Consider the following 20894-nt stretch of genomic DNA (forward strand, 5'->3'; position numbering starts at 1 on the left):
CCGGGGACGAGCGCGTCCAGACGGTCTGGGGCGGTGTCGGGGTCTGCGTCTGCGTGACCGACGGCGTCGGTGTCGCCTGGGCGGCGCTGCCCGCCGGAGTCCAGGCGGCCACCGCCATGGTCGTGACAGCGAGGATCATGCGAAGCATCGGTACCTCCGGTGGTTGCCGGGCACCGGTGACCGAGGGTGTGGGCGGTGCCGCGCCCGGGTGTCCGGTCGCCGACGAGGATTGCCCGACACGGGCGGCATGGCCACCTCGTGTGCCCCGTGGACCGGAGAAGATGTGGTGCGCGCTGGCTCCCGAGCACGACCGAACCACAGCATGGCATTCGACGAGCGTCGATACAAGGCTGTCGCGATCCTGTCGAACATCGTCCGTTTTCCCGTCGCCGGACGGACACGCGGCGGGTACCCGGGCCGAGAATGATCCATCGAGATTCATCAACTCGGACGCGGGAGCACACCATGCTCGACAGAAGCAGCACGATCCGGCGATCCCGGGTGGCGAGGGCACTGACCGCGGCGGGTGCCGCGGCCGTGCTGGCGGCCACCCAACTCGCGGTGCCGACGCCCGCCGCCGCGGCCGTCAGCCGGGCGGAACTCGCCCTGCGCTGGGCACCCATCCACTACCAGGACGTCGACGCCACCGGCTCACACGCGCTCGGCGGCCAGTCCGACTACATCACCAAGGTCGACTTCGACGGCGACCTGAACGGTCGCAACAACTGGGAGCGGACCGGGCAGAGCGGGACGTCGCTCGCCGCGCACGCCTACTACTCCGTCGTCGAGACCAGCACCCACTGGTACATCACGTACCTGTTCTTCCACCCTCGGGACTGGACCGACCACCCGTTCTTCGAGACCGAGCACGAGAACGACGGCGAGGGCGTCCTGTTCGCAATCGAGCGTGACGGCTCCGCGTACGGAGTCCTGCGCGCGGCGGTCACCGTCGCGCACAGCGACTTCTTCTCGTACACGCCGGCCGGCAGCACGTGGACCAGCGGCCGCGAGAGCGTCGACGGCACGCTGCAGTTCCAGTCGTCGCCGCACGACACGTTCGGGCACCCGGTGACCGCGCAGGAGGCACAGGGCCACGGCCTCAAGGCCTATCCGCAGTACGCCATCAACGGCGACGGCCTCGTGTACTACCCGTCGACGGTCGCCGAGACCCCGAGCGACGGCAACGACCGGGACGTCCGGTACCAGCTGATCGACATCTTCGCCGCCGACGGCCTGTGGGCGCAGCGCGCCAACTCGAGCCTGTTCGCCGGGCTCGGCACGTTCGCCGGTGACACCTCCGGCGACTGCGGCGTCGGCACCTGGAGTTGCTCGACGAACTCGGCCAACGCGCCGTGGGGCTGGGACGACGGCAACGACGTGCCGGCACGTGGCGAGCTGGCCAGTGACCCGGCGAAGCTGTCCGCCGAGTACTTCACCACGCCGGCCGGCCTGGCCCGTACCTACAGCTACAACCCGTACGCGGGGGCTGCGGCGGCGCTCGCCGAGGCCGCGAGGACGGCACCGCCGGTCGTCGACTGATCGACCGGTGCGCGCGCGGCCGACCTGGGGAGCCGGCCGCGCGCGGCACCGTCCACGGCGACGGATCTTGTCGGTGGTGGCGGTTACCGTGTGGTCACTGTCGCCGCGCCGGCCATGTCGGGCCGGTAGCTGACCCCCTCGGAGGCCACCATGTCCCAGGAGACGACCTACCTCCAACTGTCCGAAGTGGACGGTGCGCACAAGTTCTACGAGGTCGTCGTCGACGACACCACGCTGACCGTGCGCTACGGCCGGATCGGCGACCAGGGGCAGGTCAAGGCGAGCGCCTTCCCGGACAATGCCCGGGACCGCGCGGCGGCGGCGAAGAAGATCGGCGAGAAGGTCCGCAAGGGGTACGCTCCGGCGGTCCCCGGCGTCCGCCAGAAGCGCAGCGTCTCCCGGCGGCAGATCGTCAGCACCCGTGTCCGGTCCGCGCGAACCTTGCGAGTGTCCGGGTGACTTTGCGAGCGGTCTTGCGAGGTGTTCGCATGACCTTGCGAGTGCTCGTTGCGGTTCGGGGTGGCCGGGCAGAGGCAGGCATCGAGGGGCGTGCACAATCTTGGTGTGACTGTCGATCTTCCCGCACGGCGACAGAGTATGCCCGCCCGTCATCGCCAGCATGTCTCTCCCGGACGGCCACACAGGGTCTACGTGCGGCTGTCGGAGGAGGAGTTCGCCCAGGTGAAGGCGGCTGCTGGGGAGGCTCGGTTGACGCCGACCGGGTACGCCGGGGAGGTCACGATCGCGGCGGCTCGCGCGGCGACCGGTGCTTGCGGACCTGGATCGCGCTTCGAGCTGGCGACGGTGCAGCGTGAGCTGTTTGCCGTCCGCAGCGCCCTGGTCGGCGCTACGACGGTGCTCGACGCGGGCCTGTGCGCCGCCGCGGTGCAGCGCCTGGACGAGGCGGTCGACCGCGTGCACGCGCTGCTCAGGTCGTCGTGATCTGCCGAATCCGTCACCGCAGCGCACGCCCGCTGGACCTGCTGCGCTACCTGTTCGGACCGGGTGAGCGGGGCGAGCACGACAACCCACGGCTCGTTGGCGCTTGGGCGAGGGCCGTGGTCGGCGGGGTCCACGAACTGGCCAGGTCGGCGCAGGGTTTCTCGGTGATCCGGCTGGCCCGCCTGCTCGACCAGCCTGTGGCTGCCGCGATCAACCCGCCTCGCAGGCCGGTCTGGCACTGCTCGGTGCACACCCACCCGGCGGATCCGATCCTGTCTGACCAGCAGTGGGGCGCGATCGCCGCCGAGTTCACCGCCGAGGTCGGGTTGGCACAGCCGGCCGATGACGCTGCCGCCCGGTGGGTGGCGGTGCGCCACGGCGCCGATCACGTTCACATCGTGGCCACGCTGGTGCGGCAGGACGGGGCCACCGTCTGGCCCCGCAACGACTACCGCCGCTGTCAGCGGCTGGCTCGGGACCTGGAGCGGCGTCTCGGACTGTTCCAGCTCGGCGCTACCAGCGCGCAGGGCACGGCGTGACGGCGCTGCGGGCGCTACCGGGAGGCGTTGCCGGCCTGGCCGGTGACGGGTTCGAGGTTGGCTTCATCACCGAGGACGGCGTCGAGCGGCGGCTGCTGCTCACCGGCGCCTGGGCGGTGCCGTTCGAGCGGTGCCGGCCGGTGCGCCGGTTCGCGTCCTACAAGGGCCAGAAGCACCACTCGGGCCGGTGGTGGTCGGCCACGACCGGCGGGCATGTCGGGTTCGAGTCGTGGTTGGAACGCGACCACCTGATGCTGCTCGACTTCGACCCGAGCGTCGTCGCGGTCTCGTCGCAGCCGTTCTGGTTGTTCTGGACCACGCCGCAGGGCAAGACACGCTCGCATGCCCCGGACTACTTCGCCCGCCGTGGTGACGGCAGCGCCGTGGTGGTCGACTGCCGCCCCACCGATCGGATCAAACCGAAGGACGCGGCGGCGTTCGACGCCACCCGGACCGCTTGCGTCCTGGTCGGCTGGGACTACCGGCTGGTCGATGCCACCGACGCGATCCGCAGCGCGAACGTCCGCTGGCTGGCCGGCTATCGGCATCCACGCCACCAGGTCGAGCCGGTCGCGGCGGCGCTGCGCCGGGCATTCGCCGCGCCGGCGCCGCTCATGGCCGGGGCGGAAGCCGTCGGCCACCCGCTCGCGGTGCTGCCGGTGCTGTTTCACCTGCTCTGGCGCCATGACCTCGACGCGGACCTGTCGACGCCGCTGCACCCGGGCACCGTGGTCCGCGCGGTGGTGTCCTGATGGCACCGGCCAGGCCGGTGCTGCGCCCGGGCGACTGGGTGCACTTCGACGGCGGCGAGCACCAGGTCGTCGGGTTGGCCGGTGCCACGGTCCGGCTGCGCTCAACAGCCGGCGCCGAGCAGGTGGTCCTCGCCGGGCACCTCATGGCCGCGCCCGACTTCTCCGTGGTCAACGCCGGTCCAGCACCGACGGTCGAGCCATTCGGGCTGCTCGACGCGCTGCCCACCGACGCGCTGGGCGACGCCAAGCAGTGGGAGCAGCACGTCGTTGAGGTGGAGACCGGGCTGCGGCCCGGCGCGGCGGCGGCGAGAACCGGCTATGACCCGGCCCGCACCACGGTGAACGAACGGGACGCGGTGAAGGCCGCCGAGCTGGGCGTCAGCATCCGGACGGTTCAGGGCAGGCGCGCCCGCTACGCCGCACAGGGCCTCTGGGGTCTGGTCGACCTGCGCGCGGCACGGGCATATCAAGGCACAGGCCGGGCCGACGCCCGGCTGGTCGAGGTGCTGCGGGAAGTCATTACCGAGCAGACGGACGCCTCGACCGGCACCCGGTCGCGGCTGATCCACCGCGCCGCCAAACGCGTCGAGGAGCTTCACGGAGTCGGGGTGGTGCCCCTGCCTGGACGCACCGCGTTCTACGCCCTGGTGGAGCGGCTCACGGCTGGCAGGCACACCTTCGGCTCGGCGGTCACCCGCCGGCAGACGGCGAACCGGCCGACGGGCGCGTTCACTCCGACGTTCGCCGCCCGCCCGGGTGAGCAGGTCCAGATCGACTCGACCCCGATCGACGTGATGGTGCTGCTCGACGACGGGCTGCCGGTCCGCGCGGACATGACCATCGCCGTCGACGTCGCCACCCGCACCGTCTGCGCCGCGGTGCTGCGCCCGGTCGGCACCAAGGCCGTCGACGCCGCGCTGCTGCTGGCCAAGATGCTGGTCCCCGAGCCGATGCGGCCGGGTTGGGCCAATGCGCTGCGCCTGTCCGCGTCGCGGCTGCCGCACGCTCGGCTGCTCGACGTCGACGCCCGGATGCGCGAGGCCGCCGCCCGGCCGGTCATCGTTCCCGACACCGTCGTCATCGACCACGGCCGCGTCTTCGTCTCCGAGACGTTCGACCGCGCCTGCAACCGGCTCGGCATCTCCGTCCAGCCCGCCCGCAAGGACACCCCGACCGACAAGGGCATCGTCGAGGCCACCCACAAGTCGATCAAGACGCTGTTCGCGCAGCACGTCGCCGGCTACACCGGCGGCAACCCGACCCTGCGCGGCCGTGACGTCGCCGCCGCCTGGACCCTCGGTGAGCTGCAAGACCTGCTCGACGAGTGGCTGATCGTGGGCTGGCAGCACCGCCCGCACGACGCGCTGCGCGACCCGCACCAGCCCCGCCGGATGCTCACCCCGAACGAGAAGTACGCCGCGCTCGTCGCCGCGGCCGGTTACCTGCCGCTGACCCTGGCCAGCGACGACTACCTCGAACTGCTGCCCGTCGAGTGGCGTCAGCTCAACGACTACGGCATCCGGGTCGACAACCGCACCTACGACTGCGCGGCGCTCGGCCCCTGGCGGCGGCAACACTCCGGCGTGATCGCCCGCCGGGGCCTCTGGGAAGTCCCCTACGACCCCTACGACGTCTCCCAGGTGTTCGTCCGCACCCCGGACGGCTGGATCACGGTTCCCTGGACGCACCTGCCGATGGTCTCCGCGCCGTTCGCTGACTTCACCTGGCGGCACGCCCGCCGCCTCACCGCCGAGCGGGGCCGCGACGCCGGCAACGAGTCCGAGGTCGCCCGGGTGCTCGACGAGCTGCTCACCCGCGCCGAGCACGGACCGGACCGGGCCAGCGCCAAGGCCGTCGCCCGCACCCGCGCGGTCGGCAGCGCACCCGGCCGGCCAGCACCCGATCAGCGCCCCATGCCGGTCGTTGACGAGCGGCCGGACGCCGAGGTCATCCCGTTCGGTGTCTTCGACGCCGACGCCGAAGCCGAAAGGTGGATATGAGCGCCGCCCCCGATGCCCTGACCCCGGATGACCCGCTCACCACCAAAGAGGGCTGGCACCGGTTCGTGGACTACCAGCCCGAGCCGCTCGCCCCGGCCGGCACCGCGCAGCGGCTGTCGCTGACGCCCCGGCAGCGGGCCGCGCAGGACGACGCCTGCCGCGACTACCACGCCATGCTGCCGCTGGTGAACACCCCGACAATCCGGCAGGTCCTCACCACCGGGCGGCTACTGGTCCAGCTCAACCGGCATCAGATCTCCGCCCGGCGCGGGCTGGTCCTGTCCGGCGCCTCCGGCACCGGCAAGACCACCGCGCTCACCCAGTTGGGCCGCACCCACGAACGCGCCGTCCGCAAGCGCCACCCAGGGCGCAAACACCACCTGCCGGTCCTCTACTCCACCGTCCCACCCGCGGCCACCGCCCGGATGCTTGCCGTCGAGTTCGCCCGGTTCTTCGGCCTGGAGTTCGCGCCGCGCACCAACCTGCCCGACATCGTCAACGCCGTCTGCGCCACCGCCGCGCACACCGGCGTCGAGCTGGTCCTGGTCGACGAGATCCACAACCTCAACCTCGCCACCCGCTCCGGGGCCGAGGTGCCTGACCAGCTCAAATACTTCGCCGAACGTCTCCCTGCCACGTTCGTCTACGCCGGGATCGAGGTCGAAGCCCAGGGGCTGTTCGCCGGGGTCCGCGGCCGGCAGATCGCCGGCCGGTTCACCCTGATCGCCTCCACCCCGTTCGCCTACGGCACTGCCGAGCAGCGCGCCGCCTGGCGGTCACTGGTCTCGACCCTGGAGGGCATGCTGCGCCTGCGCGAGCACCGCGGCGGCACGCTGGTCGCGCTCGACGAGACCGCCGCCTCCTACATCACCCGCCTCGCCAACCTGCACGGGATGTCGTTCGACGAACTCTGGCACCAGGTCAGCCGACCCCGCGTCACCAACAGCCAATCCCGATACATCGCCGCGGACCTGCTCGCCGCTGTCACCAGCCTGCCGCACGCGCTGCTCGTCCGCGCCGTGATCGAGCTGCGCCAGCCCGAACCGGACTGGCTGGCCCACCGCCACGAAGCGCAACGCGGCTGCCCACGCTGCACCGCACGGCACCCCGGCGGAACCGTCCTCCAGCTACTCCCGCACCACCGCTACGTTTGCACCCGCCACCGGATCTGGATCGGTCCGCCCGACCTGGTCGACCAGCCCTGCCTGCCACTGCACGACCTGCCCGAGATCGTCGCCGCGCAACGCGCTCACCTGCGGCTGCTGCACCGCTTCGGGCCGGCCGCCACGTTCGACGCCGTCCTCACCGGCTTTCTCATCTGCGCCCACCGCTGGAGCCAGAACCCCGCCGACGACAACGACCTCGACGCGCGCCTCGACTGGCGCGACCGCGTCGATGTCCTCATCCCGCACGGCACCGAGAAGACCACCTTCAGCACCACCCGGCTGTTCGCCGTGACCTACCCCGAAGCCGTCAAGGTCGCCGCGCTCGTCGGGTCGCTGCACTGGCGGCGCCTCGCCGCCGGCGGACCCGACGGCCAACTACGGTTCGCCGCAGAGATCCGGCGGCGGCTCGGCGACCCGGGCTACCGGCCCCAAATCACGAACGACCCGATCGCCCGCTGGATCGACCAAGACTGCTGGCAGCCACCCAGCCTGCCCCGCAGCACCTACCGCGCCGCCCGATCCTTCGGCGGGCGCACCGGCCCGAAGGTCACCGATCGCGCCCGCGACAGCAACGCCCGCAGCGCCACCTGGTTCGCACGCACCCGCCGCGGCGGCCGGGCCATGCTCTATCACCGCCACCTCACCGCAGTGCTGGCCCGCGACTGGTCTGTCCCCATGACCACCTTCTCGGCCACCGTCACCGCCAGCGCGACCACCCGCAAATTCCGCGACGAAGCAGTCCGGAACACCTCCGTCGCGACCCTCACCGAACTCGCAAAGGCCGAGTATCTGCGGCCCCGGGCGGCCCCGTCGGACTACCTCGACACCGCAGTCACACCGACCCCCTGGCCAATTCGCACCGGCCCCAAAATCAGCGCCGGTCGACTCGCACTGGGCAAAGAACGCACCAGCGTCGGAATGCCGATCCCGCGGTAACCGGCCCTCGCCGCCGGCGACGGGCATTCACGACTTGGCCACCGAGGACACCGACAACCCGCAAGCGCGGCACCGGGGAACTACGGGGTGATCAGGTCTAGGCGCTGGAGCTCAGGTAGGCGCGAGCCATCGGGTCACTGTGTCGGTGAAGACCACCTGATAGGGAAGACCTCGTAGGTCTCCTGCGCTTGCATCCAGGCCGCGGGCCCGAGCCAGCTCGGCCAACCACGACCAAGGATGTTCCTCTGCGGACTCTTCGGCGTCGTCGGGAAGCACGGCGTTCAACACGTACTGGGTGATGCTGTCCCGAGTCTCGACGAGCGGAACGACGCCACCCGGGACGCCGGTTGATCTAGCAGTGACAGTGAACCCACGTTCAGCGTGCAGGAGCACGCGCCGACCGTCCTCCAGCACCGCGAACTCACTGACCGTGAAGCTCCGGGTACTTGCATCCTCGGGGTACGCCCCTCGGAGATCGCAGCTGGCAACTAGGCCAACGATACGACCGGGCTCGACCGGGGGAAGATTTTCGGGAGCACGGTAGGCGCCCGGGTACGGGCGCCAACCGGCTTGTCCGCTGCTCACTGCCTGACTCCCGATATTCCCGTGATCGTTCCTGCTGTACCTAACTAAACCGTGTCACCTGATCACCGGTTACGGGCGTCGCCGGGACGGCGCAGCTAACCATCAGGGGCTACACGCGCGGTTCACGGCACCCCCGAAGTACAGCCCAGACGGGTCGGCGACACCGATCAGATCGACATCAGTAACACCCCTCCAGCCGACGGTCGTGCTGCTTGAACAGCTGATCCTCGCATTCAGTCCTCACGGGCCGTCTCGCGACGCGCACCGGACCATCCATCGTGCTTGACCTGCAGTTTTCAACTACGGCTGAAACCGGCAACCTCATGCCCTTTTGCGCGGGTGGCCGTAGTTTCCAGGCGACCTGTCAGCTGGCGCGTCGCCGTGCCTCGATCCCTTGATGATAAAGGATCGAGGCACCTCGAAGTCGACTCTTGAGCCGGTCAGGCTGCTCAGTCAGGTAAACCTTCCCGGGGCCGCAGCCTCCCTGGCCCACACTGGTCGGGGGCGCGTGGTCGGCATGGGGCAAAGCGGTCCGCCTACCGTGACTTCTCCTTCCGATGCTCCAGTCCCAAGCGCCTGACCCAGCCACCGATCTCGCAAAGTAGGTCCGGACAACCGGACCCCCAACCGTTCGGACCTACCCTACGAACGCCTGGTCAGCCACCTTGCCATCCGCAATCATGAAGCGGACGAGACAACCCGCTCCACGGCGCACACCGCGCCGGTGCTCTGGCGCTACGACTCCGGCGCTCCCGCGTTCGGCATCTTCGTCGACGACGAGCACTGCATGGTCGGCAACGAGCACGGGGTGATCACCACCCTCGGGCACGATGCCCAGGTGCGCGGCCAGGTCCGCCTCCCCGACGGGGTGAAGTGCATCGTCGCCGACGACGCCTGGATCTACGCGGGCTGCGACGACGGCAACGTCTACGACCTCTCCGGCAAGGTGCCCCGGGTCGCGTACGCGATCGCACCGGAGATCGACATCTACTGGCTGGACATCCACGACGGCGTCCTCGGCGTCTCGGACGCGGACGGCGGGATTGCCGCCATCGATCACGAGGACGAGTTCCTCTGGCGCCGGCCCGGCCGGGGGCGTTCGGCCTGGATGGTGCGCTGCGACGCCGACGCGCTCTACCACGGCCACTCCCAGGGGGTGACCGGCTACGACTGGCGTACCGGCCGCGAGCTGTGGCACACGAGGACCGGTTCGGTGCTGTTCGGTTGGCAGGAGCGCGCCAGCGTGTTCGCCGGGACGGGCACCCGGGAGGTGGTGCGGCTGGCCAAGGACGGTCGGGTCGAACGCGGCTACCGGTGCGACGCCCCGGTCTTCTCCTGCGCGACCGCCCAGGGCGGCGAGTACGTCTTCGCCGGCGACAGCCAGTCCTCGATCTACTGCTTCGACGCGGCCGGCACCCGACTGTGGAAGCTCGGCACCGGCTGCGGCTCGGCGTACTCGATGCAGTATCACGACGGCCGGCTCTACGTGGTGACCACCGGTGGTCACCTGGCCTGCATCGACGCCAGCGAGCCGGCGATCCGGGCGGCCCAGGTCGGCGACGTGCCGCAGGTCCGCGACATCAAGGCTCCCCGCGAGGCGCCGCGCACCGTGCAGCCGACGATCGTCGAGGTGACCGGTGACGCGGGCGCGGGCGTGGTGGTGCAGTGCCTGGACGACCGGGGGCGGCTGCGGGTGCAGGTGGTGTCCGATGGCTACCGGCGCGACTGGTCCGTGCAGTTCCCCAAGGGCATCCGCGAGCCGGGCGCACGCTACCTGGTGACCGAGGTCCGCGAGTCCGGTCGGGGTGGCTTCTACCGGGCGTACGGGGACATCCGCCGGCTCCGTTGATCCCGCTGCCCGCCATCCGCAATCGGGTTGTCCCGTGCGGGTGCGCGGGCGACCATGGTCGGCATGGTGGGAGCTGGGGCGTGAGGTCGCCGCTTCAGGGCGGGCTACCGCCGGGGGGGTGCGGTGGTTGGCGCCGTCGTGCGGATCGCCTGCGACGAATCGGGGTTCTCGGGCACCAACCTGTTGCACTCGACCGCCCCGGTGATCACGCACGCGAGTGTCGACCTGGTCGTCGACGAGGCCGTCGCCCTCATCACCGCGCTGCGCTCCGGGTTCCGGTTCTCGCCGCAGGAGATGAAGTCCGGGCAGTTCCTGCGGCGGCCGGGCGCGGATGAGGCGGTGCAGTGGTTCCTGGCGTCGCTGGCGGGCCGTGCGCACGTCCACCTGATCGACAAGGAGTTCTTTCTCGTCACCCGGATCGTCGATTTCCTGCTGGCCGAGCCGTCGTACGCGGCCGGCACCCGCCTGACCCGCGACCACCGTCCGGCGGCGCTCGCCCTGTACGAGGCCGGACGCTCGGCCGGAAGCGACTGGGACGCCTTCCTGGCAGCGTTCGTCGATCTCGTCCGGATGAAGCGTCGGCTTCCGGTGCAGCGGACGCCGCAGCGGTTCTTCCAGGCCCGCGATGCGCTGCGGCGACACCCGCTCGGCGCGGCGGCCGGCACGGTCCTCGACGGGCTCGACCCGAGCCGGGTGGGTGCCGTGGTGGCCCGGCTCGACACCGACGACCGGTCCGTTCCCCCACCGCTGGAGCCGCTGCTGCCGGCGCTGGCCGAGACGGTCCTGACCTGGAGCGCCGGCCGGCGGCAGGTGCTGGTGACCCACGACGAGCAGAGCGCCCTGACGGCGGACCGGTTGACCCGCCTCCAGCGGACGTTGGCCGGCGGCGGCGCGTCGGCGGTCGACGCCGAGCGGGATGGTGCGCTCGCGACCGGCCCGCAGCTGCCCGACGGTGTGTCACCCCTGGCCGGGTTGGTGATGGTCGACTCCCGTGACGACCCGCGCGTCCAGGTCGCGGACCTCCTCGCGGGGGTGGCCCGGCGGTTGCCGGAGGTCGTCGACGCCGCGATCGACGTCTCGGACGGTCGAAACGCCGACGGCCCGCACCGGACCCCGATCCGGTCCCGGCGGCCGTAGTCTCACCGTCATGACGGACATCCAGACGCACACCCTCCCGCTTCCCGGTGTCGACCTGGTCTACGACGTTCGCGGCCCGCTACCCCCCGTCGGCGGCCATCGTGCGTTGCTCATGATCGGCCAGCCGATGACGGCGGACGGCTTCGGAGCGCTCGCCCCGCACTTCACCGACCGCACCGTCGTCACCTACGACCCGCGCGGCCTGGGCCGCAGCGTCCGCACGGACGGCCGGTCCGACAACACGCCGCAGCAGCAGGCCGCCGACCTGCACTCGCTGGTCGAGGCGCTCGGCGCCGGTCCGGTCGACGTGCTGGCCAGCAGCGGCGGCGCGGTGACCGCGCTGGAACTGGTCGCCACCCACCCCGACGACGTCGCGACGTTGGTGGCGCACGAACCGCCGATCAACGCCGTGCTTCCCGACGCCGAGGCCGCCGAGCGCGCCCGGGCCGCCTTCTACGAGGCGTACCAGGCGAAGGGCCGCGGTGCCGGGATGGCCTCGTTCATCGCGATGACGTCCTGGCAGGGCGAGTTCACCGACGCCTACTTCGCCCAGCCCGCCCCCGATCCGGCGATGTTCGGCATGTCGGCCGACGACGACGGCAGCCGCGACGACCCGCTGCTGTCGAAGAACTCGTGGGCCGTCACCGACTACCGTCCCGACGCGAGCCTGCTCACCGCCGCGCCCACCCGGGTCGTGGTCGCGGTCGGCGAGGAGTCGGCGGGGACGTACACGGCGCGTACCGCCCTGGGCCTCGCGGCGTTGCTCGGCCAGGAGGCGACGGTGTTCCCGAGCCATCACGGCGGGTTCCTCGGCGGCGAGTTCGGTTACGCGGGCAAGCCCGCGGAGTTCGCCGCACGGCTGCGGGATGTGCTGGACGGCTGACCCGCGGGGCTTAGCATGCGCGGATGCGACACACCCTCACGCCGGACGACGACACCCTGCACGGTCACTTCTCGGCCGACTTCGCGCCGGTGCTGACCATCGACCCCGGCGACACCGTCACGTACCGCACCCTGGACTGCTGGTGGTCGGCCGGCCCGTACCCCGGTGGGCACAACCGGGACCGTCCCCGGGTGCCGCAGCACCGACCGGACCATGGCCACGCGTTGATCGGTCCGGTCGCGGTGCGCGGTGCGCGCGCCGGTCAGACCCTTGCGGTACGCGTGGACGCGATCACCCCGGGCACCTGGGGCACCACGGTGGCCGGTGGCTGGCCGAGCGGCTTCAACCAGCGCTACGGCGTCGAGCACGAAGGGGTGGTGCACGCCTGGGAGCTGGACCCGGTGGCGATGACCGGCCGCAACCAGCACGGCCACACGGTCGCGCTGCGTCCCTTCATGGGGGTGCTCGGGATGCCGCCGGCCGAGCCGGGGCGGCACTCGACGACTCCGCCTCGACCGCACGGCGGCAACCTGGACTGCAAGGATCTGACCGCCGGCAGCACCCTGCTGCTGCCGATCCCGGTCGACGGGGCGCTGTTCTCTGTCGGTGACGGGCACGCCGCACAGGGCGACGGGGAGGTCGGCGGCACGGCGATCGAGTGCCCGATGGAGGAGGTGACGTTGACCTTCGACGTCCGGGACGACTTCCCGGTCACCGGCCCGGTGGCGCGTACCCCGGACGCCTGGCTGACGCTCGGCGTCGGCGCGTCCCTGGACGACGCCACGTTCATGGCCCTGGACTCGATGCTGACCCTGCTGCAACGGTCGCACCAGCTCAGCCGGGCGGACGCTGCCGCGCTGGCCAGCGTCGCGGTCGACGTACGGGTGACGCAGATCGTCAATCAGACCGTCGGCGCCCACGCGGTGCTCCGCGACGACGCGCTGCGCTTTTCCGGATGACGACCGGTTCGGGCGGCCCGGACGACGATCCGTCCGTGCCGCCCGCCGGGTCGTACGGTCAGCCGCCGAGGCTCGCGGCGGCCGAGGCGATCGTCGAGGCGAAGTAGCTCACCTGGGTGTAGACGCCCGGGTAGTTGGGCCGGGCGCAGCCGTTGCCCCAGCTGACGATGCCGACCTGGATCCAGGCGTTGTTGGCGTCGCGGCGGAACATCGGGCCACCCGAGTCACCCTGGCAGGTGTCGACGCCGCCGCTGGCGTATCCGGCGCAGATCTCCTGGGCGGCGATGATCTCGCCGCCGTAGTAGGAGTTGCAGGTCGAGTCGCTGACGAATGGGACGGTCGCCTTGAGCAGGTAGCGCTGCTGGGAGCCGCCCTCGCGGGCCGCGCCCCAGCCGGCGACGGTGAAGGTGCCGCTGTCGTAGGCGGTCGTGTTGGCGATCTTCAGGGTGCTCAAGCCGGTGACCGGGGTGGCCAGCCGGATCAGCGCCCAGTCCCGGCCGGCGCCGTTGTAGCCGGGGGCCCGGTAGACGTAGTTCGACCGGACGGTGATCCGGCTCGACGACTGGAGGTCGACGACACCGAGTGTCGCGGTGATGCTGGTGTTGGTGCCGGTGGCGCCCACGCAGTGCGCCGCGGTGAGCACCAGTTGGGGGCTGTACAGGGCACCGCCGCAGCCCATCGAGAGACGCACCATGAACGGGAACTCGCCCTGGGCGGCTCGGGTGCCGCCGACGACGTTTGGCGTGACCGGGCTGTCGGCGGCGGCCGCCGGAGCCGTGAGAGTGAGGCTGGCCGCGGTCACCGCGGCCAGCGCGGTGGCCAGAAGGCCGGTGAGGGTGCGCCAGCGAACCATGCATACCTCCGCATCGCTACGGCACGCCTCGTGAGCGCACCTGATCGAGATAGCGGTCATCCTATTGATCCAGATGGATTGAATGGATCATCCTCTCTGGGTCGTACCCCGACGGTATGGATCGGGCCGCCCACACCCGGCCCATCGATAACCTACTTAACCGGTATGTGTTGTAGGTCTCTCCTCCTGGATTTCCGCGGCACGACTGTCGGAGCATGTCCGGGGTCAGCGTGGGCGGGCAGCGTCGCCGGGAGCGCTGAGTTCTCCGGTCCACCCCACCCCAGCCCGGTAAGGAATCCACGTGTCCACCGACACCCATCTCGCGCCGCCGGCACCGACCCGGCCGGGCGGCCAGACCCGCCGCAGAGGTGCCCGCCACCTGTGGCACCAACTGGCAGCCGACCGCTGGGCGGCGGCCGGCGCCGGGGGCGTCGCCCTCTTCCTCATCGTGGCGGCGGCCGCGCCGGCGCTCTGCGCCCTCGCGGGCCAGGACCCCTACACGTACGACCTTGACGCCCTGTCGGACTCCGGCGCGCCAAAGGGCTTCGGTGGCGGCATCAGCGGCGAGCACTGGTTCGGGGTGGAGCCGATGACCGGACGGGACCTCTTCGCGATCGTGGTCCACGGCGCCCGCACCTCCATCCTGGTCGGCGCCGGAGCGACCGCCGCGTCGCTGCTGTTGGGAGTCGCCGTCGGCCTCACCGCCGGCTTCTACGGCGGCTGGTACGACCGGGTCGTCACCCGGATCATCGACGTCCTGCTCGGCTTCCCGTACCTGATTTTCGTGATCGCGCTCGGCGCGATCGCCCCCACCAGCCTCCCGAAGCCGCTGCTCCTCGTCGGCGTCCTCGCGATCTTCGGCTGGCCCTCGATCGCCCGGGTGGTCCGCAGTCAGACCCTCGCGTTGAAGCAGCGCACCTTCGTGGTCGCCTCGGTCGCGCTCGGCGCCGGCGGCTGGAACCTGCTCGTGCGGCAACTCCTGCCCAACCTCACCGCCACGATCATCGTCTACGCCACGATCACGATCCCGTCGATGATCGGCGCCGAGGCCGCCCTCTCCTTCCTGGGCGTCGGAGTGCCACCGCCGACGCCGGCATGGGGTCGGTCCATCGGCGACGCGATCGGCTGGGTCCAGACCGACCCGATGTTCCTGGTCTTCCCCGGCGGGGCGCTCTTTTTCGCCACGCTGGCCTTCAACCTGCTCGGCGACGGCCTGCGCGACGCATTCGACCCGAAGACCCGAGGGGTGCGGCGATGAGACTCCTCCGACTGATCTCCGCACGCCTGTTCGGCATGATCGTCACGCTGCTCGTGATCAGCCTGATCACGTACGCGGTGTTCGTTCTGCTGCCCAGCGATCCGGCACAGCTGTCCTGCGGTCGCCCCTGCACACCCGAGCGGCTCGCCGACGCCCGCGCCTTCATGGGCTACGACCAGCCCTGGGCGCAGCAGTACCTCGCCTTCCTCGGCGGGATCGTCGCCGGCCGCACGTTCGGCTCCGGAGCCGCCGCCGTGCACTGCGCGGCGCCCTGCTTCGGCTACTCGTTCCGGCTCAACGACTCGGTCACCCACCTCATCCTGGAGCGCATCCCGGTCACCTTCTCCATCGCCATCGGCGCCGCACTGCTCTGGCTGCTCATCGGCGTGGCGGCCGGGGTCGTCTCGGCCGTCCGACGCGGAACCGCGATCGACCGGGCGGCGATGACGTTCTCGACGATCGGTGTCTCGGCGCCCAGCTACCTGGTGGGGCTGCTCGGCATCCTGCTGTTCGGCTTCACCCTCAACATGGTGCCGGTCAACGGGTACGTGCCACTGACCGAGGATCCGGTGGGCTGGTTGTGGCACCTGGTCCTGCCCTGGTGTGTGCTCGCCCTGATCTCCGCGGCGGTCTACGCCCGGCTGACGCGGGGCCAGATGCTGGAGGTGCTGGGCGAGGACTACATCCGCACGGCCCGGGCCAAAGGGCTGCGGGAACGCCGGGTCGTCGGCCGCCATGCCCTGCGCAACGTCCTCATCCCGGTGGTCACCGTGTTCGGGCTCGACCTCGGGTCGCTGCTCGGGGGCGCGGTCATCACCGAACGGGTGTTCAGCATGCCCGGCCTGGGCGCCCTGTTGCTCGACGCCGTCGGCAACATCGACCTCCCGTTGATCATCGGGATCACCCTCTTCTCCGCATTCCTCATCATCCTCGCCAACTTCCTCGTGGACCTGGTCTACGGCGTCCTGGACCCGAGGGTGGCGCGCTGACGCGCCAGACAACGAAAGGAAAGGCACCGATGAAAAGACGTAGCGCGGTCGCGCTCGCGGTCGTCCTCGCCCTGGCCGGATGCAACGCGAATCCGGACCAGAAACCGGCCGCCGGCGGGTCGAACGCAGGCACCGAGAAGGGTGGATCGCTGACCATCCTCAACGCCGCCAGCGACATCAACTTCGACCCCGCCAAGAGCCAGAACCTGGCGATCACCACCCTCGGTCTGGTGCTGCGCCGGCTCACCACCTGGGACGTCCAGCCGGGCAAGCCGGCACAGGTGGTGCCGGACCTGGCCACGGACACCGGCAAGACCACCGACGGCGGCAAGACCTGGACCTTCACGCTGAAGGACGGGCTGACGTACGCCGACGGCGCGGCCATCACCGCCGGCGACGTCAAGTACGGCATCGAGCGCTCCTTCGCGCCCGAACTCTCCGGCGGCCTCGGCTACCACAAGAGCCTGCTGGTGGGCGGGACCGAGTACAAGGGACCGTACTCCGGGGCGGACCTGGCGTCGGTCGAGACGCCGGACGCGCGGACCATCGTCTTCCACCTCAAGACGGCGTACGGCGACTGGCCCTGGATCGTCTCCATGCCGGCGTTCGCGCCCGTGCCGAAGGCGAAGGACGACCCGAAGAAGTACAACCAGAACCCGGTCGCGTCCGGCCCCTACCAGGTCCAGTCGTACCAGCAGGGTGTCGCGGTCAAGCTGACCCGCAACCCGAACTGGGACGCGGCCACCGATCCGGTACGCACCGCCGGGCCCGACCAGATCACCTTCCAGCTCGGCCAGGACACCACGGTCCAGTCGCAGCGGCTCATCGCCGACTCGGGTGACGACCGCTCCGCCTTCGGCGCCGGCTTCGTGGCACCCGCCCAACTCGCGCAGATCGAGCAGAACGCGAGCGCGAAGCAGCGGCTCGTCACCTCGGACGCCGGCGCGCTGTCCTACCTGGCGCTCAACACCCAGCGTGGGCCGCTGAAGGACGTCAAGGTCCGCCAGGCCATCCAGTACGCCGTGGACAAGCGGGCCTACCAGGTCGCCTCCGGTGGTGCCATCGGCGGCGAGCTGGCCAGCACCCTGATCACCCCGGGCATCGCCGGGCGGGTCGACTACAACCTCTACCCGGCCGACCCGTCGGGGGACGTCGACAAGGCGAGGCAGCTGCTCGGCGAGGCGGGGCAGACGAGCCTGAACCTCACGCTGCTGTCCGAGAACGATCAGCCGAACCTCGCCAAGGCCCAGGCCATCCAGCAGGGCCTGCAGCGGGTGGGCATCACGGTGACCATCAAGCCGGTGGACGAGGATGCCTGGACCGCCGAGGTCACCGGCGAGAAGGGTGACTACGACCTGACCGTCTCCAGCTGGCAGCCGGACTTCCCCAGCGCCAACGGCAACATCCAGCCGCTGTTCGCGTCCAGCGAGATCGGCCGCGGTGGCTACAACATCGCGCGCTACTCGCAGCCCGAGGTCGACACGCTGATCGCGCAGGCCACGGCCGAGACCGACCCGGCGAAGGCACAGGCCCTGTGGGCGCAGGCCGACAAGCGCATCCTGCAGGACGCGCCGATCGTGCCGCTCACCTACACGAAGAACTCGTTCCTGCACGGCTCGAAGGTGCAGAACTTCTACGTGCCATCCTTCCCGGCCTACCCGAACTACCTGAAGGTATCGCTGAAGCAGGGATGACGGTTTCCTCCACGGAGCCACACCTCGCGAAGGCCACCCGGTCACCGCTGCTCGCGGTGGCCGGGCTGGCCGTCTCGTTCGAGGTGGATGGCGACACGCACACGGCCGTGCACGACGCGTCCTTCGAGGTGCACGCCGGGCAGGTCCTCGCCCTGGTCGGCGAATCCGGTTCGGGCAAGAGCGTCACCGCGATGGCCGCCCTGGGCCTGCTCCCGGCCACCGCCCGGGTCAGCGGCAGCATCACCCTCGCGGGCACCGAGTTGATCGGCGCCGAGCAGGGTCTGCTGCGGGACATACGCGGCGGCCGGATCGGCACGATCTTCCAGGAGCCGATGACCGCGCTCAACCCGGTCTTCACCATCGGCGACCAGGTCGGCGAGGCGATCCGCGCGCACCGCCCGTCGAGTCGCTCCGCGGTCGCCGCCCGGGTGCTGGAGCTGCTCTCCACCGTCGGCCTGGACGACCCCGCGCGAGTGGCACGCTCGTACCCGCACGAACTCTCCGGCGGTCAGCTCCAGCGAGCGATGATCGCGATGGCCATCAGCTGCGACCCGGTCCTGCTGATCGCGGACGAGCCGACCACCGCACTGGACGTGACCGTGCAGGCCGGCATCCTCGACCTGCTGCGCGACCTGCGGACCCGGCTCGACATGGCCGTCCTCCTCATCACCCACGACATGGGTGTGGTGGCCGACGTCGCCGATGAGGTGGTCGTGCTGCGCGACGGTCAGATCGTCGAACAGGCTGCCGCGGCCCAGCTCTTCGCCGCGCCACGACACGAGTACACCCGGGCGTTGCTGCGAGTCGTCCCCACACTGCCGGAGCTGCGGCTCGCCCAGCCGAAGCCGCCGGAGACGCCAGAGACGCCACCGGCCGAGACGTCGGCCGGCGTCGCACCCGCCGTGCTCCTGCGCAACGTCGTCGTCGAGTACCCGGGGCGGCGGCGCGGCCAGCCGGTGCGGGCGGTGAACGACGTCTCGTTGCACATCGACCAGGGCAAACTGGTGGCTCTGGTCGGCGAGTCCGGCAGCGGGAAGTCGACGCTCGGCCGGGCGCTGGCCGGCCTCGTACCGGTGGCCGCGGGGACGGTAACCGTCACCGGAGTCGAGGTGGGACGGGCCACCCGCCGTGAACTGCGCACGTTCCGTTCCCGACTCGGCATCGTCTTCCAGGATCCCGCGTCGTCGCTGAACCCCCGCCGGACGGTCGGCGCCAGCATCGCCGAACCGCTCTCGCTGCACACCGATCTGCGGCCGGACGCCCAACGTCGCCGTGTCGACGAATTGCTGGAAGCGGTCGAGTTGCCGACGCGCCTGCGCGACCGGCACCCGTACGAGATGTCCGGCGGGCAACGACAGCGGGTGGCCATCGCGCGGGCCATCGCCCTGAACCCGGCGTTGTTGATCGCGGACGAGCCCACCAGCGCGTTGGACGTCTCCGTGCAGGCGCGGATCCTGGAGCTGCTCCGATCGGTGCAGCGACGGTTCGGCTTCTCGTGCCTGTTCATCAGCCACGACCTGGCGGTGGTCGAGCAACTGGCCGATCGGGTGGCCGTGCTGCACCGAGGTCGGGTCGTGGAGGAGGGGCCCGCGACCACGGTGCTGCGGGCGCCGCGGCACCCGTACACCGCGCGGCTGCTGGCGGCGGCGCCGGTCGCCGACCCGCGAGCACGGAGCGGGCAGACCTCCCGTTCCACCTCATGTAAAAGGCGTAAAGAAAGGGCGGCCTTCCGTCATGAACGCGTGAAATACTCTCCTGCGCAAAGCCCTCGCCCGGAGCGCCCTTTACGATGATCGGTGAAGTCATTCGGAAGGAGCATTGGTGCCAAACTCGCGGGTGGACGATAGCAGTGACAACCGTGGAACAATGGATTCCAGCATTCCCAGCGTCAGGCTAGACACTGTTACGGCGGCGGCGGCGACTGGCGCGCCCGCCGAAATCGCTCCCGATCTAATGCGTTCGGCCAGCCGAGTCGCGGATGATCTGGAGCGGCAGGCGAGGGTGTGGGTCGCACCGGGCGGAGAATTTCGTGTCGACGACAGCGCCCTTCAGGTGAGAGAAGAACCACGCGACAACTGGTATCCCTGTCCGTCCAGCATGACGGAACGGGCGATCACCCTCTGCCCCTACCTTCCACAGGGTGCGGGAATCTTCTTGAAATGGAACGACGAGAATAGCAAGATCGCGGGTCCGATCTACGGTACCGGGATCGCACTGACCGGTCTTCTCGGTGTGAAAGCGTTTGGCGAGGAGGCGTACGCGTTCTGGCAGAAGGGCGGTCAAGGTAATTGGCGACGGCTGGCGGCCGGTCTCGTTCATACCGGTGCGTCCGCGGTCTACGGATGGTACAACGCCATGGGTAAAAGCCACCCGGCCGGCGGTTTCAGCGCCGTCGTTATCGGGGCCACCGCCTGGTATCTCGACGGCCAACAACCCGGGCGGCTGGCAGACACCCGCGAGCCGATCCTGCCCCTGCACAGCCCGTCACGACCAGCACCGCAGTCGCCCAACAGCGCCATCGTCGCGGCAGCCCGGCTGAGCACGAGCACACACTCGGATACCGCCCCTCACCGACGGCCGAGTTCTCACAGCCGGCCGAGCAGCCCACCCGCCGACCAAGCCCGCATCGGCGCACACGCTCTGAACGGCGGTGCGCCAGCCGGGCCAGGTCGATGATCCTGGCCTTGATCACCAAGTGGTGTCACCGAGCAAGACGGCGAGCAGGGCCGACCTGCGGCTGACCTCGGCACAGACCCGCTGCGGGAAAGGCCCCGGCGGCCTTCTCGGGGGCGTGTCGGTGCCCTGTCAGTGCC

17 protein-coding genes are annotated in these 20894 nt (G+C 70.6%); 16 read left to right on the forward strand and 1 reads right to left on the reverse strand.

All coding sequences use genetic code 11. From position 1 onward, the window contains the following. Nucleotides 1-465: 465 nt before the first annotated feature. The 11 genes from F8271_RS14690 to F8271_RS14740 all read left to right on the forward strand — a co-directional run bounded on the left by F8271_RS14690 (nucleotide 466) and on the right by F8271_RS14740 (nucleotide 13287). Nucleotides 466-1539 (forward strand): hypothetical protein, encoded by a 1074-nt coding sequence (locus tag F8271_RS14690; protein ID WP_151490335.1) that lies wholly within the window; start codon nucleotides 466-468, stop codon nucleotides 1537-1539. A gap of 150 nt (nucleotides 1540-1689) precedes the next feature. Then, nucleotides 1690-1998, forward strand: a complete 309-nt coding sequence (locus tag F8271_RS14695; RefSeq protein ID WP_225854545.1) for a WGR domain-containing protein — start codon at nucleotides 1690-1692, stop codon at nucleotides 1996-1998. Between the two features lie 192 nt (nucleotides 1999-2190). Next, on the forward strand, nucleotides 2191-2481 hold the full coding sequence (locus F8271_RS14700; protein ID WP_225854546.1) for a hypothetical protein: 291 nt from the start codon (nucleotides 2191-2193) through the stop codon (nucleotides 2479-2481). After that, nucleotides 2478-3020 carry a hypothetical protein gene (locus F8271_RS14705; protein WP_151490336.1) on the forward strand — a complete coding sequence of 181 codons (543 nt, stop codon included), beginning with the start codon at nucleotides 2478-2480 and terminating at the stop codon, nucleotides 3018-3020. The genes F8271_RS14700 and F8271_RS14705 overlap by 4 nt, the downstream gene beginning before the upstream one ends. Next, on the forward strand, nucleotides 3017-3772 hold the full coding sequence (locus tag F8271_RS14710) for a TnsA-like heteromeric transposase endonuclease subunit (RefSeq protein WP_151490337.1): 756 nt from the start codon (nucleotides 3017-3019) through the stop codon (nucleotides 3770-3772). The genes F8271_RS14705 and F8271_RS14710 overlap by 4 nt, the downstream gene beginning before the upstream one ends. After that, nucleotides 3772-5772: a Mu transposase C-terminal domain-containing protein gene (locus F8271_RS14715; RefSeq protein WP_151490338.1), complete on the forward strand. Its 2001-nt coding sequence runs from the start codon at nucleotides 3772-3774 to the stop codon at nucleotides 5770-5772. Before F8271_RS14710 ends, F8271_RS14715 begins: the two co-directional genes overlap by 1 nt. Continuing rightward, nucleotides 5769-7874, forward strand: a complete 2106-nt coding sequence (locus F8271_RS14720; RefSeq protein ID WP_151490339.1) for a TniB family NTP-binding protein — start codon at nucleotides 5769-5771, stop codon at nucleotides 7872-7874. Before F8271_RS14715 ends, F8271_RS14720 begins: the two co-directional genes overlap by 4 nt. 1309 nt (nucleotides 7875-9183) lie before the next feature. Further along, entirely contained in the window at nucleotides 9184-10308 is a 1125-nt protein-coding gene (locus F8271_RS14725; RefSeq protein WP_225854547.1) for a PQQ-binding-like beta-propeller repeat protein, read from the forward strand. A 123-nt stretch (nucleotides 10309-10431) separates the two neighbouring features. Then, the gene (locus tag F8271_RS14730; RefSeq protein ID WP_225854548.1) at nucleotides 10432-11445 is read left to right on the forward strand and encodes a hypothetical protein; all 1014 of its coding nucleotides are present in this window, start codon (nucleotides 10432-10434) and stop codon (nucleotides 11443-11445) included. Between the two features lie 10 nt (nucleotides 11446-11455). Then, nucleotides 11456-12328, forward strand: a complete 873-nt coding sequence (locus F8271_RS14735; RefSeq protein ID WP_225854549.1) for an alpha/beta fold hydrolase — start codon at nucleotides 11456-11458, stop codon at nucleotides 12326-12328. 23 nt (nucleotides 12329-12351) lie between these two features. Beyond that, nucleotides 12352-13287, forward strand: coding sequence for an acetamidase/formamidase family protein (locus F8271_RS14740; protein ID WP_151490340.1), 936 nt, complete (start codon nucleotides 12352-12354; stop codon nucleotides 13285-13287). Nucleotides 13288-13345: 58 nt separating this feature from the next. Here the strand turns inward: F8271_RS14740 and F8271_RS14745 are convergent, their stop codons facing one another. Next, complete coding sequence (locus F8271_RS14745; protein WP_151490341.1) at nucleotides 13346-14140, reverse strand: trypsin-like serine protease; 795 nt, start codon at nucleotides 14138-14140, stop codon at nucleotides 13346-13348. Nucleotides 14141-14441: 301 nt separating this feature from the next. On the opposite strand from F8271_RS14745, the gene F8271_RS14750 reads away from it, so the two are divergent. From F8271_RS14750 to F8271_RS14770, 5 genes are read left to right on the forward strand one after another with little or no spacing between them, the layout of a single operon-like run. Continuing rightward, entirely contained in the window at nucleotides 14442-15398 is a 957-nt protein-coding gene (locus tag F8271_RS14750) for an ABC transporter permease (protein WP_151490342.1), read from the forward strand. Then, nucleotides 15395-16387, forward strand: a complete 993-nt coding sequence (locus F8271_RS14755; RefSeq protein ID WP_151490343.1) for an ABC transporter permease — start codon at nucleotides 15395-15397, stop codon at nucleotides 16385-16387. The genes F8271_RS14750 and F8271_RS14755 overlap by 4 nt, the downstream gene beginning before the upstream one ends. 29 nt (nucleotides 16388-16416) lie before the next feature. Beyond that, nucleotides 16417-18081 carry an ABC transporter substrate-binding protein gene (locus F8271_RS14760; RefSeq protein WP_151490344.1) on the forward strand — a complete coding sequence of 555 codons (1665 nt, stop codon included), beginning with the start codon at nucleotides 16417-16419 and terminating at the stop codon, nucleotides 18079-18081. After that, a complete protein-coding gene (locus tag F8271_RS14765; RefSeq protein ID WP_151490345.1) occupies nucleotides 18078-19874 on the forward strand; it encodes an ABC transporter ATP-binding protein in 1797 nt (598 codons plus the stop codon). The genes F8271_RS14760 and F8271_RS14765 overlap by 4 nt, the downstream gene beginning before the upstream one ends. A 28-nt stretch (nucleotides 19875-19902) precedes the next feature. Next, nucleotides 19903-20757, forward strand: a complete 855-nt coding sequence (locus F8271_RS14770; protein ID WP_151490346.1) for a hypothetical protein — start codon at nucleotides 19903-19905, stop codon at nucleotides 20755-20757. Nucleotides 20758-20894: the final 137 nt, after the last annotated feature.

Source organism: Micromonospora sp. ALFpr18c (assembly GCF_008868155.1).
Classification (GTDB): Bacteria; Actinomycetota; Actinomycetes; order Mycobacteriales; family Micromonosporaceae; genus Micromonospora.

Coding starts and splice junctions, on each gene's coding strand:
- F8271_RS14755 (WP_151490343.1), top strand. CDS start 15,395: ATGAGACTCCTCCGACTGATCTCCGCACGCCTGTTCGGCATGATCGTC.
- F8271_RS14735 (WP_225854549.1), top strand. CDS start 11,456: ATGACGGACATCCAGACGCACACCCTCCCGCTTCCCGGTGTCGACCTG.
- F8271_RS14720 (WP_151490339.1), top strand. CDS start 5,769: ATGAGCGCCGCCCCCGATGCCCTGACCCCGGATGACCCGCTCACCACC.
- F8271_RS14765 (WP_151490345.1), top strand. CDS start 18,078: ATGACGGTTTCCTCCACGGAGCCACACCTCGCGAAGGCCACCCGGTCA.
- F8271_RS14695 (WP_225854545.1), top strand. CDS start 1,690: ATGTCCCAGGAGACGACCTACCTCCAACTGTCCGAAGTGGACGGTGCG.
- F8271_RS14745 (WP_151490341.1), bottom strand. CDS start 14,140: ATGGTTCGCTGGCGCACCCTCACCGGCCTTCTGGCCACCGCGCTGGCC.
- F8271_RS14715 (WP_151490338.1), top strand. CDS start 3,772: ATGGCACCGGCCAGGCCGGTGCTGCGCCCGGGCGACTGGGTGCACTTC.
- F8271_RS14690 (WP_151490335.1), top strand. CDS start 466: ATGCTCGACAGAAGCAGCACGATCCGGCGATCCCGGGTGGCGAGGGCA.
- F8271_RS14740 (WP_151490340.1), top strand. CDS start 12,352: ATGCGACACACCCTCACGCCGGACGACGACACCCTGCACGGTCACTTC.
- F8271_RS14760 (WP_151490344.1), top strand. CDS start 16,417: ATGAAAAGACGTAGCGCGGTCGCGCTCGCGGTCGTCCTCGCCCTGGCC.